The sequence below is a fragment of the Stenotrophomonas sp. JAG2 genome (genome assembly GCF_041080745.1).
Classification (GTDB): domain Bacteria; phylum Pseudomonadota; class Gammaproteobacteria; order Xanthomonadales; family Xanthomonadaceae; genus Stenotrophomonas; species Stenotrophomonas maltophilia_AA.
In genome coordinates, this window is sequence record NZ_JBEUMH010000001.1 from 330518 (window position 1) to 346537 (window position 16020).

Genomic DNA, 16020 nt, shown 5'->3' on the forward strand with positions numbered 1-16020 from the left:
GCCCCGGCACGTCCAGGCAGACCCGGCTCCAGAGTTGAACCAGGCGTTCAGCCGCAGGTGCGGTCGCCGGGCTTTGGCAGTAAGGTGAGCCCCATGTCCGCCAGTGGCCTTCTTCTGCGAGTGGTCTTGATGCTCAGCCTGTTGCTCAACGGGCTGAACGTGGCCATGGCCGGCCCGATGGCGCTGGCCCTGGCAGAGCCGACCCCCGCCAGCAGTGGGGCACCGCCCTGCCACGGCGACGCGCCGCCCCCCGCGGCACACGACCACCACGCGATGGCCGCCGCCGATGCCGGCGTACAGGCGCCGCACGATGGCGACCACTGCAAGATCAAGGACTGCCTGCGCAGCTGCGCCCAGCAGCCCAGCCTGACCGTCCAGGTCGCCTGGCTGGCCACGCCGCCGCCGGTGTCGATGGCCCCGCTGATGGCCGCGCATCCCACGCTGCCGACCCCGCCGCTGGACCGCATCACCCGCCCTCCGATCGCCTGATCCGCCGCGCTCTGCGAGCGCCCGCCTGAGCTCTGCCCGCGCGCCCCCGGTGTGCGGGCGTTGACGGCACCGCGTGTGCCATTCGAACCGGATTCGGAGTTGCAATGTCTTTCCCCAAAACACCCGGCACGGGCACCCCGCCCATGCCGTCACGTCGCCTGTTCGTGCAGGGCGTGGCTGCCGGCGGCGTGGTCGCCGGCCTCGCCGCCACCGGCCTGAGCCCGCGGGCGTTCGCCGCCGCCGGCCCCGGCCTGGTCGGCGCCCCGCAGGTGCTCAGCAGCCAGGACGTGCAGCTGAGCATCGGCGAATCGCTGGCCAACTTCACCGGCCGCACCCGCCCGGCGATCACCGTCAACGGCAGCCTGCCGGCGCCGATCCTGCGCTGGCGCGAGGGCCAGACCGTCAGCATCCGGGTCGCCAATACGCTGCAGGGCCATCCCACCTCCATCCACTGGCACGGCCTGCTGCTCCCGGCCAACATGGATGGCGTGCCCGGCCTGAGCTTCAACGGCATCGCCCCCGGCGAGGCCTATCAGTACCGCTTCACCCTCAAGCAGTCGGGTACGTACTGGTACCACAGCCATTCCATGTTCCAGGAACAGGCCGGCCTGTACGGCGCGCTGATCATCGATCCGCTCGAGCCGGCGCCGTACCACTTCGACCGCGAGCACGTGATCCTGCTCTCGGACTGGACCGACATGGACCCCGGTGCGCTGTTCCGGCGCATGAAGAAACTCGCCGAGTACGACAACTACTACAAGCGCACCCTGCCCGACTTCCTGCGCGATGTGCGCAAGGACGGCTGGGCCGCGGCCACCGCCGATCGCGGCATGTGGGGTCGGATGCGGATGACGCCGACCGACATCTCCGACATCAACGCCCACACCTATACCTACCTGCTCAACGGCACCGCTCCGGCCGGCAACTGGACCGGGCTGTTCCGCAGTGGCGAGAAGGTGCTGTTGCGCTTCATCAACGGCGGTTCGATGACCTACTTCGACGTGCGCATCCCCGGGCTGAAAATGACCGTGGTCGCCGCCGATGGCCAGTACATCCACCCGGTCAGCATCGATGAATTCCGTATCGCCCCGGCTGAAACCTTCGACGTGATCGTCGAACCCAGCGGCCAGGACGCGTACACGATCTTCTGCCAGGACATGGGCCGCACCGGCTATGCCGCCGGCACGCTGGCGGTCCGCCACGGCCTGCAGGCGCCGATTCCCGAGCGCGACGCGCGCCCGCTGCTGACCATGAGCGATATGGGACATGACATGGGCCATGCCTCGAACGGGATGGCGGGCCACGACATGAAGGGCATGGAAGGCGGCTGCGGCGCCAGCATGGGCCACGGCGCGCACGGCGCGCACGGCGCCGATCCCAAGGCACCGCGTCACCCGGCCAGCGAAACGGGCAATCCGCTGGTGGACATGCAGAGCATGGCGACCGAGCCGAAACTGGATGATCCCGGCATCGGCCTGCGCGACAACGGCCGCGACGTGCTCACCTACGGCGCGATGCGCAGCCTGTTCGACGATCCCGATGGCCGCGAACCCGGCCGCGAGGTCGAGCTCCACCTGACCGGCCACATGGAGAAATTCAGCTGGTCCTTCGACGGCATTCCCTTTGCCAGCGCCGAACCGCTACGCCTGAACTACGGTGAGCGCATGCGCATCGTACTGGTCAACGACACCATGATGCAGCACCCGATCCATCTGCACGGCGTGTGGAGCGATCTGGAAAATGCGGACGGCGAATTCCACCTGCGCAAGCACACCATCGACATGCCACCGGGCACCCGCCGCACGTATCGCGTGCGTGCCGACGCGCTCGGGCGTTGGGCCTACCACTGCCACCTGCTGTACCACATGGAAGCGGGCATGATGCGCGAAGTGAGGATCGAAGAATGAGCCGCTCTCCTCTCACCGCGACGTCGGCCTTGAGCACCGCCCTGCTGCTGGCCGTGTCGGCACCGGCCTGGGCGCAGTCGCATGCCGGCCATGCCACGACGCCGACCGCAACCACGGCCGACACACCACCGGCAGATGGCGGCAACGTCGATCACAGCCAGATGGATCATTCGAAGATGGACCACGGCAGCGCTGATCACAGCCAGATGGATCATTCGAAGATGGACCATGGCAGCACTGATCACAGCAAGATGGACCATTCGAAGATGGACCACGCCGCGATGGGTCATGGCGTGCCGAAGGCGCCTGCGCCCACCGAGCCGCTCGAGCCGATTCCGGCCGTGACGGCCGCCGACCGCCTCGCCGCGTTCCCGCCGATCGACCACGGCGCGATGGAGCATGCGCCGGAGATCCACAGCATGCTGCTGGTCAACCGCCTCGAACACTGGGACGGTCAGCACGGCACCGGCCAGGCCTGGGAGGCCAGCGGCTGGGTGGGCGGCAACATCAACAGGCTATGGCTGCGCAGCGAAGGCGAGCGCAGCGACGGCCGCACCGAATCGGCCGATCTGGAAGTGATGTACGGCCGCAGCGTGTCGCCGTGGTGGGACGTGCTGGTCGGCGTGAAGCAGGATTTCCGTCCGGCCGATTCACGCACCTGGGCGGCGTTCGGCATCCAGGGATTGGCGCCGTACAAGTTCGAGACCTCGGCCACGGCCTATGTCGGCGAAAGCGGCCAGTTCGCGGCCACGGTGGAAGTGGAGTACGAGCTGCTGCTGACCAACCGCCTGATCCTGCAGCCGCTGGTGGAAGCCAGTTTCTCGGCCAAGGACGAGCCGGAGTATGGCAACGGTTCGGGCCTCAACAAGGTCGAGGCCGGGCTGCGCCTGCGCTACGAGTTCAGCCGCCGCTTCGCGCCTTACATCGGCATCAGCCACGAGCGGCTGTTCGGCGATACCGCTGATTACCACGAGGCGGCCGGTGAGCGCGCGCGCGATACCCGCTGGGTGGCGGGCGTGCGGGTCTGGTTCTGATCCCGCGGCCGTGACAGGCTCCGGGTGCCCCTGGTACCCGGACCCCCTGCCGGTTGGAGCGATGGCGTAAGCTGCCGGCCCGATCTGCCTGCCTTGCGCCATGACGTTGACCCTCCGCCGCGCCACCCTTGCCGATGCCGATACGCTCTCGGCGATCGCCATCGCCACCTATACCGAAACCTTCGGCGATTCCTACCCGCCACAGGATCTGCGCGAATTTCTGGACAGTCACTACGCGGTCGAACCGCAACGCCGCGAACTGGCCGATCCGCGCAACGCAGCATGGCTGCTGGAGGATGGCGGCCGCGCGGTGGGCTATCTCGCGGCGGGGCCGAACGGACTGCCACATGCCGAGGCCAGCGAGGATGATATCGAGCTCAAGCGCCTCTACCTGCTTGCCAGCCACCAGAGTGGCGGGCACGGTGCGCGCCTGATGGACGCGTTCCTGGCCTGGCTCGATCAACCGCAGCGGCGCACGCTGTGGGTCGGCGTGTGGTCCGAGAACCTGGGTGCGCAACGCTTCTATGCGCGCTATGGCTGCAGCAAGGTGGGCGAATACGATTTCCCGGTCGGCGACAGCGTCGACCGGGAGTTCATCCTGCGCCGTGCCTGAGCGCAGCGCAGGCGTGCATCAGAAGTCGAACAGGTCCGACAGGAAGCTCTCTTTCTTCTTCTTGCGGTAGCCGTGCTGATCGCCGTACGGCTGTTGGCCCAGGTGGCGGGTATCCCGGTGCTGCACCGCAGCCGGCGGCGGTGCGGCAGCGCGTACCGGCGCGGATCCAGGCGCGGCGGCACCGGCGGAGCGCTCGATGATCTTGTCCAGTTCGCCACGGTCCAACCACACGCCACGGCACTGCGGGCAGTAGTCGATCTCGATGCCCTGGCGCTCGGACATCTGCAGCGCTTGGGTCTTGCATACGGGGCATTGCATGGGCGGTCGTCCAAGGGGTAAAGCCGCACTCTAGCGGGTCGCACCTGACCGTGGTGCAACGCGGCCATGACCGATGGCCCCCCGACCTATGCCCCATGCTGCTGGCGAGGGAATCACGAACAATCCACGCCGTCCCTGGATATGGAGCGTCCCATGCCGACCCTTCGCCTGCCGACCTGGCTGGCCGCCTGCGTGGTGGTGCTGACCTTGGCCGTGTCGATCAATCTGCGCGACCTCGCCGCGTGGCTGGGCACGCCGATTCCGAAGCTGCCGATCCCCTATGGCGGCGCCATCCTCGACAACGGCCTGGGCGTGCTGCTGGTGCTGGCCGTCGCTGCGCTGCTGCTGCGCCCCGGGCAACGGCTGCACGCACTGCTCGGGTTGCGCTGGAATGGCTGGCAGGGGCCGGGACTGGCGCTGCTGGCCACGCTGCCCTGCTGGCTCGGCCTGTGGTGGCTGGGCGGGGTGAATCCCACCCAGGATGTCCTCGCACTGCTGATGCTCGGCGTGGTGTTCCCGTTCGCCGAGGAAATCATCTTCCGTGGCTTCGGCTTCATCTTCGCCCATCGCCAGCAGCGCTGGCCGTGGCTGGCCGCCGCGCTGGTGCAGGCGGTGATCTTCGGTGCGATCCACTGGTGGTCGTTCGGCGGCGGCGGGGGCATGGCGCTGCAGGTGTTCGCCATCACCGGCATCGGCGGGCTGGTATTCGCCTGGCTCAACACCCTGGACGACTACACGCTGTGGAGCGGGCTGGCCCTGCATGTCTCGCTCAACCTTGCCTGGAACGTATTCGTGATCAGCGAGGCCACTGCGGTCGGCTGGCCGGCGACGGTGCTGCGCCTGTCGGCAGCGGGGTTGGCGGTCGGGCTGGTGTGGGCCTGGCACCGCCCGCGCCGGCGGTCGGCGGCCGTTGCCTGAGCGCCGTGGGCGGTACGACGCCAGCGTCGATTCACCCGGCAGTGGGCCGCCGTCGACGGTCTCCTCACCGGCGGCCCGCGATACTTGCGCGCCCCTCTCCGGGGGTATGCAGGAACCACGCTCCATGTTGTTGTCCAAGCACCATCCCGAACCGCGCGTGCTGTTGATCGAAGACACCGAAGACACCCGCGAACTGAGCCGCATGGCGCTGGAAAGCCAGGCCTGCGAAGTCGTTGCGGTCAGTTCCGCCGAAGCCGCGCTCGGCCTGCTGCAGGCCGGCGAACGCTTCGACCTGGTGTTCACCGATGTCTGTCTGGGCGAAGTGAGCGGCATCGAGGCGGCGCATCGGGTCAAGCAGGAACAGCCCGGGCTGCCGGTGCTGGTCACCTCGGGCCTGGAACCCTCCGTCGTCGTGCCACAGCTCGGCCCGGGCATGCATTTCCTGCCCAAGCCCTACACCATGAGCGAACTGCTCGACGCGATCCGTGCCTGCTTCCAGCACCCGTTGGCGGCCTGCGCCTGAGGCGACGCGCCTGCGGGGCGACCTTCATCCGGATTTCATGTGTGCGTGCCCATCGTCGGTGCCAGGGAACGGGGGTTTCCCGCTTCCCATACGATGCGACGCGCTCCTTTTCCCTTCCGGAATCGACGACATGCTCTTCCGTATGCTGCTTGCTACGCCCCTGCTGTTGATGCTGCCGTTGGAAGACGCGCGCGCGGACGACTTCGTCACCTGCGAGAGCCGCGACAACCGTTATCAGTCCTGCACCCTGCCCCGCGCGGGCTACGTCACCCTGGACCGCAAACTGTCCGGTGCGGACTGCCGCCAGGGCCGTACCTGGGACTACGACCGCCGCGAGGTCTGGGTCGACGATGGCTGCCGCGCCTCGTTCCGGGTGCACGGCGGCAGCGATCGCGATGACCGCCATGACGATGACAACCACGACGCCAAGGTCGCCGCCGGCGTGTTGATCGGCGCGGCGATTCTCGGCGCGTTGGCCCACAACGCCAACAAGGATGACGCGCGTTACGACGACGAAAACTACCAGGGCGCCCGCCACACGTCCTATGTGCCCGACTGGATGGTCGGCGAGTTCGAGGGCTACAACCCGACCTTCAACGCCGACATCCGCATGCGCATCGACAGCGACGGCCGCATGAGCGCACAGACGCGTGGGCAGTCGCTGAACGGCTGGGTCAATGGCGGCCAGCTCAACGTCGGCAGCAGCGTGTTCGACATCAGCCAGAGCCGCGACGGCTTCGTCACCACCGAAGTGGGCGACCGGCAGAACGAGGTGCGCTACCGCCGCGTGCGCTGAGCAACGCGGCGGCGCCTGCCCTTACCTGGCAACCTGGCACTGCAGCGTGGTGCCGTAGAACTCCAGCGTGGTCTGGTCGTTGTGGGTCCGCAGGTCCACGCCTTCGCGTCCCCAGCGACCGCCGTTGTTTTCCTCGCGGGTGACCGGCACCGGGAACACGATGGCCTGGTCATTGCCCCAGCTGATCACGGCCGCAGTGGGATCGATGTCGTTGTAGAACACCGCGGTCACCGGCTTGCTGTTGTCATCGCAGCGGTACTCGACCTTGGCCGGCACCTGGATGCCGCCGCCGTTGATGGTCAGCTCGACCAGACGCGTCTGGTAGGACTCCACCAGGCAACGGTGCGGATCCACCGCACGCGAACAGGCATCGCGGCCTTTGATCCAGCCACGCTGCTCGGCCGCGATGTCCACCTCATCCGGGCTGGTCTGCACGCGTTTGTAGAGCGCGGCCAGCTGGCGGTCCAGCGCGGCCAGGCGGGCGTCGCCACACACCTGCTGCTCGGCCTCGGACTGCGCCTTGGCGCAATCGAACGACGGCGGCTGCAGGGTCGGGCTGGCGGGGGCGGCGGGCGCGCTGGCTGCGGGGGCCGACGTGGCCGGCGCGGCCGGCTCTGCCGGCGTCGCGGTATCGGACGGCGCCGGCTTGGAACAGGCCGCGAGCGCAAGCGCCCCCACACCCAGCAGGACGAAACGGTTCATGGCACCTCCAACAACAATCAACGAATGACTGGCTATTGTGCCCCCGTAACCGGTTCTGCGGTGTGCACAGGCAGACCGCTCACGGCCCACGCCTGCATCTCTGCTCACGGTCATTCGAGGACAACCGAATGCCGGGCACCCGCAGGATGCCCGGGCGACGCATGTTGCGCACCGGGTTGCCGCCCTGCCCCGGGTCACCTACGCTCCATGCCCGAATCGATCCAAGGACCATGCCCCGGATGAGTGGCAGCCCGTTTTCTTCTCTCACGCGACGACTGGCATGGCCGGCGCGTGCGTCTGCACAGACACCGCTGGGCGCGGCCCTCCTCGTGATGTTGCTGGTCGCCTCACCCGCACGTGCCGATGACATACCGCCGCAGTTCATGGCGCAGTACGAAGCCACGCGCGACTACCTGCAACTGCTGCAGCAAGCCGACGCCGACAACGCACCGGAGCAGCTCGACAGCCCACGCGCCATGCAGCTGCTGGCGGCGGTGACCAACAAGACCGACGTCCTGGCGCCGGACTACGCGACGGCGGACCTGGGTCTGCTGACCAACGCGTGCCAGTACGGCGTAACGCTGTCCACCCGGTTGATGCAGTTCGGCATGGGTGCGATGCCAGCCGCCGTGCTCCTCCATTCCGGCGAGCAGGCCCGCCAAGGCAACCGCAACGCCGAGCGCTTCCAGGCACAGCTAGGCCTGCTGCTGCCGTACCTGCTGCAGTGCGGTGCACGGATGCAGCCACTGGTGGATACGTGGCTGACCGTTGCAACGCCCGAAGAGCTCGCCGGTTTGGGACCGGGCGGCACCGACACCCTTCGCCGCAATGCGCAACGCCAGTATCTGGAGATGCTGGAGGTGATGCGTGCCCAGCCGGCGGGCAGCACGCTGAAGCGGACCCTGGTCCGCGCGCTGGCGGAAACGGCGGCGCCTTACGCGCAGATGCTGCAGCTTGAGCAACGGCAGCCAGTGCGTGACGCGTTGAAGGACGCGCTGGAACAGGTGGACCCAAGCGACGTTCCGCTCCTGCAGCAGGCCATTGCCGGGTTCAGCAGCGACCGTTGCGGCACACTCTGCCGATCCTGATACGGCCAGCGGCGATCAGACACCGCCTCTCGGTCAACGACGTGCGCTGACATACGTTCCCGACCGCACACCGGGCACTCATCGCGGCAACGTAGCGGCCTGTCGATCAGCGTCACCTCCGCACGCTGGATCCGGCCCGCGCTGGTGGTATACGAAAATGTGGATTTCACACCCGAAGACGACGGCATTCCCTGATGAACATCGACGATGTTCTGCGGAATCATCCAAGTCGCCAGCCTTGGACATTAAAAACGGGAACGCACATGAAATCCGCACTTGTCACTTTACTGATCGCCCTGCTCTCTTCAACAGGGACATCATCGACGGCGTCGGCCGCCGGATCGTCGCCCCACCTGTCTACAGTCGTTGTCTCGACGCGGACATACGCCAGTGAGGACGCACACGCCGCGGAGCTGCTCGACTGGATTGCGACGGTCTCTCCGGACCACGCTCCCATGGGGCGGGGAACGGTCACCACCGAGAGAATGCAATTGTTCGCTGATGGGCTGTCTAACACCCTCTCCAGCACGCCCCAGCCGCCCGGCAGGCTCCCGGAGAGAGGCCTCCCAGGAGAAGAGTACAAGGTCGAAAACACGCTTCCCGATGGCACGTTCCAGTCCTGGACCTACAGGTGGGTTCAGCCTCGCACGGGTCACGGAGGCGGATGGAGCCTGACGGGATATGAGTACAGGAAGGGAGAGCATTTCCAGACACGTCCAAGGTAGAGCCCTGATGTAGACCCGGAACGCCCTCGGCAACTGCACCCGTGTGGTGTTCCATTTCGACATGAGACGACCCTGACCCGATGCTCATCCCAGTGCGACCCCCGCGTAACAGCGCCAGGTCCACGCTGGTGTTGCGACATCACGTCGCCTTGGAGTCACACCATGTCCAACATGCAGAACAACGAAAACAACGTCAAGAATGCCGCTGCAGCGCAGAAAGGCCCGCAATCCGAACAGGATCGCAAGGACGCGCAGGCCAAGCAGCAGAAGCAGGAACAGGACACCAAGAACGCCCCTGACGCAGGCAGCAAGCCGCAGCAGAAGTAATCCCTCTGCCGCATGGTGGGGCTGCGCATCCGCGCAGCCCTCACATGTGGGCGGTGGCCGGGCGCACTCGGCGCCATCCCGCACCCTTCAACATCTCGCGTCCTTCAATCTCTCGCATCCTTCACTACGAAGCTCATTCGCGACGCGGTTGATTCGCGACGCTGCGCATGCGCGTGCTTCCTTGAAGGTGTGGGTAACGGTGTGGGTGACTATGCATCCCGGCCCCGCAGGTCATCTACCTCTTGGCGCATGTCGTCCCAACCGAGCCGCGTCTCCAGCAGCATGCCGTTGAGCGTTCGTCGCGCATGTGCCGTCAGTGCGCCATCGCGCGCGGCCACTTCGAGTGCCCTCACCAGACGCGCTTCAGCTGCCTGGCTCTCGCTGGCGTACTGGATGCCCGCATCCCCGAGTACGGTACCCAACCTGCCGAAGCCGCCACGGAGGCTGCCAGCCAAGGTACCGCGGCGTGCGGGATGACCACCGGCGTCGCGCACCAGCCGCGTGACCCCATCGATGACCTGCATTTTCGCTGCGGCCATCCGCATCATCAGCGCGTTCAACTGCGGATCCTGCGTCCCGTCGTCGGCGACGGCTCTGGCGTAGATGTCGTGGCCATCGCGCGCGATGCCGATGATCTGGTTGAGTTCGCGTATCGCGTGGCCGGATTGGACGGTACTCATCACACCGCTCCGTGGGATCGGGGACCCACTGTGGCCGGGTATGACCTGATCGTGCGCCCGTCGTGGGGACGGTGGCGTGATGCGACACCGGGACTTCCGGGGAACACGCGCATTGGCTACGATCGACCGGAGTCGATCGCACACACGATCCCGTCACCCTTGCCCCGTGCGGCACTGCGCCGGGTCGCAAGGAGGCTGTATGGCAGGGATGAGTGGCACTGTATTCATGCTCGCGATGCTGGGCGTCGCCGCGCCGGAGGCATCCATTGCCGCGCCGGCATTCGATCGCGGCGCCTGGCAGGCCGACCATGTGGCGCTCAAGCGCGCCTTGGAGCAGGACTACGCGCATCTGGCATGGGCCGCCTCGCCACAAAGCGGTGTGGATCTTCCCGCACTGGATGTCGCGGCGCGGCGTGCGCTGGCTGAAGCAGGTACGGATACGCAGGCGCGCCAAGCCCTGCGCACTTTCCTGGCCGGGTTCCAGGATGGTCACCTCAGCCTGCTCGACCCGCTTGAACAAGCGTCCGACACGGCCTCGCCCACTGCGGTGGACCCGCGCACGCTGGGCGCAAGCGCAGGGTGTGCCGCGCTCGGCGTGGCCGATGAAGGCCGGCACGATTTCAGCCTGCCGCTGGAAACGCTGGCCGGCTACCATCCACTCAACGAGGACGCCGATCCTGTGCTGCGGGCCGGCATTCTCTCGCTGCCGGATGGGCACACGATCGGGCTGCTGCGCCTGCATGAGTTCGACGCCCTGCGCTATCCGGGTCTCTGCCACGCACTGTGGCCGCAACTGCGGCATGCGGACTCCACCGACGACATGCGCGGCACCCTGGCCCGGGGCTGGGTCGCGGTCATCGCTGCAATCCTGCGGCGTTTCCAACAGGACGGCGTGGACGCCGTGCTGGTGGATGTCGGCGACAACCCGGGGGGCGACGACAGTGGCGATACGCTGGCGCGGCTGTTCACCCCGCAGCCGGTTGCCTCGGCCGTGCTCCAGGTCAGCCAGTCCCCGGCCGGCAAGCCCTATCTGGACGAACAATACGAGCGGCTGGACGACGCACTGCGCAATCACCGCCCCAACGCCGCAGCGCGCAGGCTGCTCATTACAGAGCGGCGGGCATTCCAGGCGTCGCGGCAGGCTGCGACACTGCCGGCCTGCGATCTGTCCTGGGCCTGGCAGGTGCAGCACGACTGGAACGGCCCAACATGCCGGCGCCTCGTGCCTGCAGGTACCTCCGGCGGCCCGTTGCCGAGCCCGGCCGTGGACACCCTCGATGACTTCCTCATCGCGCACCGCCTGGATTGGTCACAGGATGTGCGGGAGCACTGGGGCGCCTGGAAAGGCCCGGTATATGTACTCACCAATGCGAAGACGGCGTCCTCCGCCGAGATGTTCGCAGCGCGGATGCAGGACAACCACATCGCCCGCATCGTCGGGACGCACAGCGGAGGGTACGGCTGCGGCTTCATGAGTGCGCAGGCGATGCCTGAACTGCCCCATTCCCATCTGCGCCTGCGCGTTCCGAACTGCGTGCGCCTGCGTGCCGATGGCAGTGACGAGGTGGCCGGCATCTGCCCGGACCTGCCGGTCGCGCCGCGTCGTGGCGAAGGCGCACGGGCCCGCGCGCAGCGCCTGGTCGATACGCTCATCGCCGACAGCGCCGACAGCGCGCTGCATTGAGCCCGGACCGCGGCGAAGCGGGCGCATAGGCAGGCACACGATGGAGCGCCGCTACACTGTGCACGCTGCAGATTCGCGGCCTTCGGCAACGCCTGTCCCATGGAAAGAAGCTACTTCGCCACCCTGCTTGCCTTGATCCTCCACCAGATCGACGCCGCCTTCTGGCGTGAGTGGGAGATGTTCCTGCTGCCCGGTGGCGTGCAGGGCTTCCTGGTCTTCAACCTGCTGGCCGTCGGCCTGGTGCTGCTCGGCTACCGCCACGTGCTGCTGCAGACCAGCAGGGCGCGTGGCTTTGCGATGGTCTGCGCGGGGCTGGGCATCGCGACGTTCCTCATTCACCTCGGCTTCGCCGTATTCGGCCACCGCGCCTTCCACCTGCCGTTGTCGATGACGGTAATCGCGACCTGCCTGGTCTCGGCGGTGTGCCTGTTGCGCTCGCTGCGCACCGTTGCGCGGATGCGCACGCGCACCTGACCGACGCTTGGGAGGCCCTGCGCCGGTGTCGGGCACAGGTGTGGAACCGGCCAGGCCGTCCGACCTGCCGGCGTGCCAATGCCGAGCGCGCAGCAGCACACCAAACAGGGACAGCACCGTCGCAAAGACGACGGCGGTCTGCAGGACATCCATCACCAGTGCCATTGCGGTGCTCCGGATCGACCGCCGGCATGCACGCGTTCTCCGGGAAGCGGCATGTCGTGCTCAGGGTCGGGAGCTACAGCGTGCGCGTTCGGGCGATGGACGGGCATCGGTTCTTGTCCTGCTGCGCCTCGGTGAAAGGCGCAATTCGCTGTGATGCAACTCGGGAGCGCCCTTCCCGTCCGCGGCCAACGGCAGCCCGAGCTGTCAGTTCGACTTGCCGACCCGAGTGTCTTCCGCCCGCCGCATGCTGGCGTACTACCGCAGCAGCAAGCTCACGGTAGGGATCAGGGCACAAAGCAGGTTCCCAGGGCAATTACATTCCGAATGCGTATGATTTCTTCCGCATGCGGAACAGATACGGATACTTTTCAACGCGTGAAGCATCCATGGCTGCAGCTAGTCGTCGGAGTTATGAATGCCGCTCCTGAGGTCCTGACAACGTTTAGCCAAAATCCTGCTTCCGTCACTATCTGAAGTGATGGAGCCGTCATGCAGCAGAGGAAAAACCTCGCGTCTTACCAAGTACGCAGTTTCTGAGGAGTTCCGCGTCGCCTCGTCCGCGCCGTCCATCAACGGGGCGCCGGGTAAGGCGGATTCCGGAATTGACCCGATTACCTCAAGCTGTGCACATAACCCAGCGTAGTAGGCAGCGTACTCATCTCCGCCCCGCTGGTCATTCGCCAGGATGCCAAGCGCGTGAAAAGACTCATGCGCGACCAAATCCACCAAATTACCGTCGTATCTATTGCGCATGCTGAAGTCAGCTATCGCTAATGTTACGTGAATTGAGTTGATCACGAGGCTACGCCTCTTTACGTATATCGAGTGCCCTTCCGGGACGACAATGATGGAATACTTGGCGCTGCGCCCTGGAAACCAATGCTCTGCCTCTCTGGCTGCAGAGCTGACGTTAAGGCATGTACTTTCAAGGTCGGAGATGGAAGCGCCGTAGTGTTCGACCCTAATGTCATGCGACACAGATCTGCATTTCGTGATGACCGGCTTTTTTGATACAGCAATCGCACCGGGAACATACGTTTCGTTTTCCAGATAGATCCAGCCGCCAAATTTCCAAGATGTGAGGGCTGTAAAGCCGGCCGATGACACCTGTGGAGGCACGCCTCGAGGTTGCGAACCGCAGGCTGAGAGCAGAGGGAAAAGCGAAGACAACACGAGCGTTCGCCATTGCATACTGAGGCCTAATAGTTTTCTACCAAGATCAAGTAGTACCAGGCACTTCGCGATTGATAAGCTCCACCGCTAGCACCAGTAACGAGATGTGGGGGTAACTGATCGTGGATCATATCCAGCGTCGCCGATGTAAGGTAAAGCCGGCATTCTTGTCAGAATATACCCACTCTTCAAACACTGGAGCTGAGTCCATCAGGGGGGGCGCAGCTTACCTTCGCGAATTCTCCGTCGCTGCATTCCATCTCTTGCCACTGTCTTCCAGGTCTGTCTGCTCAGACGTTTAATCTACTGAAAAGAGTCACGCCTCATAGCTTGAGAAGAGCCTGGTGCGAAATTCGCCGTGCCGTTTTCCTGGGACTTCAGTAGCGTGCTGTAGGAAGACCGGCGGACACGCAGGTAGTCGCCCTTGCGCAATCGAGCGGACTTTGCGGCCAGCGCGGTAGACACCTTCCGTTCCGGCCACAAGAGGCCTCGCACTGCGTCATGGATCACAAAACGCGCGCGCCAACGGTCAGCGTACTGGTCGTGCTCGAGCGGCACCGCGGGATCGCGGCGCAGCGCGCGAGCAACCCGCCGGCACGCCGGCCACGCGTCCGCGCGGGTCGCCACGGCCACGAGGAAGTCCTTCGCCACCCTGACGCGCATCAGCCCAGCGACAGGTTTTCAGGAGACACAAAAAAGGCGCCCATCGGGCGCCTAAGTTGTTGATGCAATGGTGGGCCGTGATGGATTCGAACCATCGACCAAAAGATTAAAAGTCTTCTGCTCTACCAACTGAGCTAACGGCCCATTGCATCCCCGACGTGACGCCGGGGGTGCGCATTCTAACGCATCTTGGCGCTCATGCGTACCCGTCCGGCATCACGCGTAGTGGGTCGGGTCCGGCACGCCGGCCTCCGTGAAACCCTGCGCACGCAGGCGGCAGGCGTCGCAGTGACCACAGGCGCGGCCCTGGTCGTCGGCGTTGTAGCAGGACACGGTCAAGCCGAAATCCACGCCCAGGCGGACGCCTTCACGCACGATGTCGGCCTTGCTCAGGAACTGCAGCGGGGCGTGGACCTGGATGCCGGCGCCTTCCACGCCCGCCTTGGTGGCCAGGTTGGCCAGCGCCTGGAACGCCTGGATGAATTCTGGGCGGCAATCCGGGTAACCGGAGTAATCCACCGCATTGACGCCGCAAAAGATGTCATTGGCGCCCAGCACTTCGGCCCAGCCCAGCGCGACGGACAACATGATGGTGTTGCGCGCCGGCACGTAGGTGACCGGGATGCCCTCGCCGCCCGCTTCGGGGACGTCGATGTCGTCGGTCAGCGCGGAGCCGCCGATGCTGCGCAGATCGATGTTGACGGTCTTGTGGGCGACCACGCCCAGCGCGCTGGCGACCGCGGCGGCGGCATCGAGCTCGGAGGTGTGGCGCTGGCCGTAGCGCACGCTCAGGGCGTGCACGGCGAAGCCCTGTTCGCGGGCCATGGCGACGACGGCGGCGGAGTCCATGCCGCCGGACAGGAGGACGACTGCTTTTTTCATGGGGTGTTTCCGGTGGTTTGCGGGGGACCAGCACGCTGTCCCGCGCCGGGTACATCAGGGTACGTCGAGACGGAGTTACCTTCCGGGCTCGTCGTCCCAAAGCAGCTTGTGCAGCTGCATCTGGAAGCGGACCGGCAGGCGGTCGGCGACGATCCAGTCGGCCAGTTCGCGCGGGCTGACCTCGCTCTTGCTCGGCGAGAACAGCACCATGCTGCGCTCGTTGAGCCGGTGCTCGCGGACCATGCCGCGGGCCCATTCGTAATCCTCACGGCTGCACAGGACGAACTTGATCTGGTCGCGCCTGGTCAGCAGCGGCAGGTTCTCCAGGCGGTTGCGGGCCATTTCGCCCGAGCCGGGGGTTTTCAGGTCGACCACCCGCGATACGCGCGGATCCACGCCGCTGACATCCAGCGCACCGGAGGTCTCCAGCGAGACGTCCAGGCCGGCGTCGCAGAGCTTCTCCAGCAGCACCAGGCAGCGTTTCTGCGCCAGCGGCTCGCCACCGGTCACGCAGACGTGGTGGACGCCCTGGGCCAGCACCTCTTCCACGATCGCGTCGATGTCCCACCAGGTGCCGCCATGGAAGGCGTAGGCGGTATCGCAATAGGTGCAGCGCAGCGGGCAGCCGGTCAGGCGCACGAACACGGTCGGCCAGCCGGCGGTATCGGCTTCGCCCTGCAGGGACAGGAAGATCTCGGTGATCTTCAGTCGCGGCAGCGGGGACTGCACGATCTCGCTGGGGAGAGCGGCGGCAGCGGACAGGGTCGTGGTCATGGCGGTGATTCTTGGGGGACGGCTTCGGAAACGACAACAGCCGGGCATGGCCCGGCACGGAGGACCGGGCAGCGCCCGGTTGGCG

At 66.1% G+C, this 16020-nt stretch carries 17 protein-coding genes and 1 tRNA gene; 11 read left to right on the forward strand and 7 right to left on the reverse strand.

Going from position 1 to position 16020, the window contains the following annotated elements:
* The first annotated feature begins 93 nt into the window (after positions 1-93).
* The 4 genes from AB9O74_RS01385 to AB9O74_RS01400 all read left to right on the forward strand — a co-directional run bounded on the left by AB9O74_RS01385 (position 94) and on the right by AB9O74_RS01400 (position 4043).
* Positions 94-489 carry a CopL family metal-binding regulatory protein gene (locus tag AB9O74_RS01385; protein WP_369348146.1) on the forward strand — a complete coding sequence of 132 codons (396 nt, stop codon included), beginning with the start codon at positions 94-96 and terminating at the stop codon, positions 487-489.
* A 104-nt stretch (positions 490-593) separates the two neighbouring features.
* The gene (locus tag AB9O74_RS01390) at positions 594-2396 is read left to right on the forward strand and encodes a copper resistance system multicopper oxidase (RefSeq protein WP_369348147.1); all 1803 of its coding nucleotides are present in this window, start codon (positions 594-596) and stop codon (positions 2394-2396) included.
* Entirely contained in the window at positions 2393-3430 is a 1038-nt protein-coding gene (locus AB9O74_RS01395; RefSeq protein WP_369348148.1) for a copper resistance protein B, read from the forward strand. Before AB9O74_RS01390 ends, AB9O74_RS01395 begins: the two co-directional genes overlap by 4 nt.
* A 100-nt stretch (positions 3431-3530) precedes the next feature.
* Positions 3531-4043, forward strand: coding sequence for an N-acetyltransferase family protein (locus AB9O74_RS01400; RefSeq protein ID WP_369348149.1), 513 nt, complete (start codon positions 3531-3533; stop codon positions 4041-4043).
* Positions 4044-4061: 18 nt separating this feature from the next.
* On the opposite strand, the gene AB9O74_RS01405 is transcribed toward AB9O74_RS01400, so the two are convergent.
* Entirely contained in the window at positions 4062-4361 is a 300-nt protein-coding gene (locus AB9O74_RS01405) for a zf-TFIIB domain-containing protein (protein ID WP_369348150.1), read from the reverse strand.
* 153 nt (positions 4362-4514) lie between these two features.
* Between AB9O74_RS01405 and AB9O74_RS01410 the strand changes: the two genes are divergently transcribed.
* The 3 genes from AB9O74_RS01410 (at position 4515) to AB9O74_RS01420 (ending at position 6598) form a co-directional block, all read left to right on the forward strand.
* A complete protein-coding gene (locus AB9O74_RS01410; RefSeq protein WP_369348151.1) occupies positions 4515-5279 on the forward strand; it encodes a lysostaphin resistance A-like protein in 765 nt (254 codons plus the stop codon).
* A 124-nt stretch (positions 5280-5403) separates the two neighbouring features.
* Positions 5404-5802, forward strand: coding sequence for a response regulator (locus tag AB9O74_RS01415; RefSeq protein WP_176988434.1), 399 nt, complete (start codon positions 5404-5406; stop codon positions 5800-5802).
* Positions 5803-5932: 130 nt separating this feature from the next.
* Positions 5933-6598 (forward strand): DUF3011 domain-containing protein, encoded by a 666-nt coding sequence (locus tag AB9O74_RS01420; protein ID WP_176988433.1) that lies wholly within the window; start codon positions 5933-5935, stop codon positions 6596-6598.
* Positions 6599-6619: 21 nt separating this feature from the next.
* On the opposite strand, the gene AB9O74_RS01425 is transcribed toward AB9O74_RS01420, so the two are convergent.
* Entirely contained in the window at positions 6620-7300 is a 681-nt protein-coding gene (locus tag AB9O74_RS01425) for a lysozyme inhibitor LprI family protein (protein WP_369348152.1), read from the reverse strand.
* A gap of 239 nt (positions 7301-7539) precedes the next feature.
* Between AB9O74_RS01425 and AB9O74_RS01430 the strand changes: the two genes are divergently transcribed.
* On the forward strand, positions 7540-8388 hold the full coding sequence (locus tag AB9O74_RS01430) for a hypothetical protein (protein ID WP_369348153.1): 849 nt from the start codon (positions 7540-7542) through the stop codon (positions 8386-8388).
* An 887-nt stretch (positions 8389-9275) separates the two neighbouring features.
* A complete protein-coding gene (locus tag AB9O74_RS01435) occupies positions 9276-9440 on the forward strand; it encodes a hypothetical protein (protein WP_176988429.1) in 165 nt (54 codons plus the stop codon).
* 209 nt (positions 9441-9649) lie between these two features.
* On the opposite strand, the gene AB9O74_RS01440 is transcribed toward AB9O74_RS01435, so the two are convergent.
* Positions 9650-10120 (reverse strand): PA2169 family four-helix-bundle protein, encoded by a 471-nt coding sequence (locus AB9O74_RS01440; protein WP_176988428.1) that lies wholly within the window; start codon positions 10118-10120, stop codon positions 9650-9652.
* A gap of 208 nt (positions 10121-10328) precedes the next feature.
* Here AB9O74_RS01440 and AB9O74_RS01445 point away from each other — a divergent pair, with 208 nt between their 5' ends.
* Together AB9O74_RS01445 and AB9O74_RS01450 are read left to right on the forward strand one after the other, a co-directional pair.
* Positions 10329-11804 carry a S41 family peptidase gene (locus AB9O74_RS01445; RefSeq protein ID WP_369348154.1) on the forward strand — a complete coding sequence of 492 codons (1476 nt, stop codon included), beginning with the start codon at positions 10329-10331 and terminating at the stop codon, positions 11802-11804.
* Positions 11805-11903: 99 nt separating this feature from the next.
* Positions 11904-12278 carry a DUF6713 family protein gene (locus tag AB9O74_RS01450; protein ID WP_369348155.1) on the forward strand — a complete coding sequence of 125 codons (375 nt, stop codon included), beginning with the start codon at positions 11904-11906 and terminating at the stop codon, positions 12276-12278.
* A 561-nt stretch (positions 12279-12839) separates the two neighbouring features.
* Here AB9O74_RS01450 and AB9O74_RS01455 read toward each other — a convergent pair.
* The 4 genes from AB9O74_RS01455 to queE all read right to left on the reverse strand — a co-directional run bounded on the left by AB9O74_RS01455 (position 12840) and on the right by queE (position 15935).
* Positions 12840-13616: a hypothetical protein gene (locus AB9O74_RS01455; RefSeq protein ID WP_369348156.1), complete on the reverse strand. Its 777-nt coding sequence runs from the start codon at positions 13614-13616 to the stop codon at positions 12840-12842.
* A gap of 731 nt (positions 13617-14347) precedes the next feature.
* Positions 14348-14423, reverse strand: a tRNA-Lys gene (locus tag AB9O74_RS01460).
* A gap of 72 nt (positions 14424-14495) precedes the next feature.
* A complete protein-coding gene (queC, locus tag AB9O74_RS01465) occupies positions 14496-15161 on the reverse strand; it encodes a 7-cyano-7-deazaguanine synthase QueC (protein WP_176988424.1) in 666 nt (221 codons plus the stop codon).
* 75 nt (positions 15162-15236) lie between these two features.
* Positions 15237-15935: a 7-carboxy-7-deazaguanine synthase QueE gene (gene queE, locus AB9O74_RS01470; protein WP_176988423.1), complete on the reverse strand. Its 699-nt coding sequence runs from the start codon at positions 15933-15935 to the stop codon at positions 15237-15239.
* Positions 15936-16020 lie beyond the last annotated feature (85 nt).

Coding starts and splice junctions, on each gene's coding strand:
- AB9O74_RS01385 (WP_369348146.1), top strand. CDS start 94: ATGTCCGCCAGTGGCCTTCTTCTGCGAGTGGTCTTGATGCTCAGCCTG.
- AB9O74_RS01390 (WP_369348147.1), top strand. CDS start 594: ATGTCTTTCCCCAAAACACCCGGCACGGGCACCCCGCCCATGCCGTCA.
- AB9O74_RS01395 (WP_369348148.1), top strand. CDS start 2,393: ATGAGCCGCTCTCCTCTCACCGCGACGTCGGCCTTGAGCACCGCCCTG.
- AB9O74_RS01400 (WP_369348149.1), top strand. CDS start 3,531: ATGACGTTGACCCTCCGCCGCGCCACCCTTGCCGATGCCGATACGCTC.
- AB9O74_RS01405 (WP_369348150.1), bottom strand. CDS start 4,361: ATGCAATGCCCCGTATGCAAGACCCAAGCGCTGCAGATGTCCGAGCGC.
- AB9O74_RS01410 (WP_369348151.1), top strand. CDS start 4,515: ATGCCGACCCTTCGCCTGCCGACCTGGCTGGCCGCCTGCGTGGTGGTG.
- AB9O74_RS01415 (WP_176988434.1), top strand. CDS start 5,404: ATGTTGTTGTCCAAGCACCATCCCGAACCGCGCGTGCTGTTGATCGAA.
- AB9O74_RS01420 (WP_176988433.1), top strand. CDS start 5,933: ATGCTCTTCCGTATGCTGCTTGCTACGCCCCTGCTGTTGATGCTGCCG.
- AB9O74_RS01425 (WP_369348152.1), bottom strand. CDS start 7,300: ATGAACCGTTTCGTCCTGCTGGGTGTGGGGGCGCTTGCGCTCGCGGCC.
- AB9O74_RS01430 (WP_369348153.1), top strand. CDS start 7,540: ATGAGTGGCAGCCCGTTTTCTTCTCTCACGCGACGACTGGCATGGCCG.
- AB9O74_RS01435 (WP_176988429.1), top strand. CDS start 9,276: ATGTCCAACATGCAGAACAACGAAAACAACGTCAAGAATGCCGCTGCA.
- AB9O74_RS01440 (WP_176988428.1), bottom strand. CDS start 10,120: ATGAGTACCGTCCAATCCGGCCACGCGATACGCGAACTCAACCAGATC.
- AB9O74_RS01445 (WP_369348154.1), top strand. CDS start 10,329: ATGAGTGGCACTGTATTCATGCTCGCGATGCTGGGCGTCGCCGCGCCG.
- AB9O74_RS01450 (WP_369348155.1), top strand. CDS start 11,904: ATGGAAAGAAGCTACTTCGCCACCCTGCTTGCCTTGATCCTCCACCAG.
- queC (WP_176988424.1), bottom strand. CDS start 15,161: ATGAAAAAAGCAGTCGTCCTCCTGTCCGGCGGCATGGACTCCGCCGCC.
- queE (WP_176988423.1), bottom strand. CDS start 15,935: ATGACCACGACCCTGTCCGCTGCCGCCGCTCTCCCCAGCGAGATCGTG.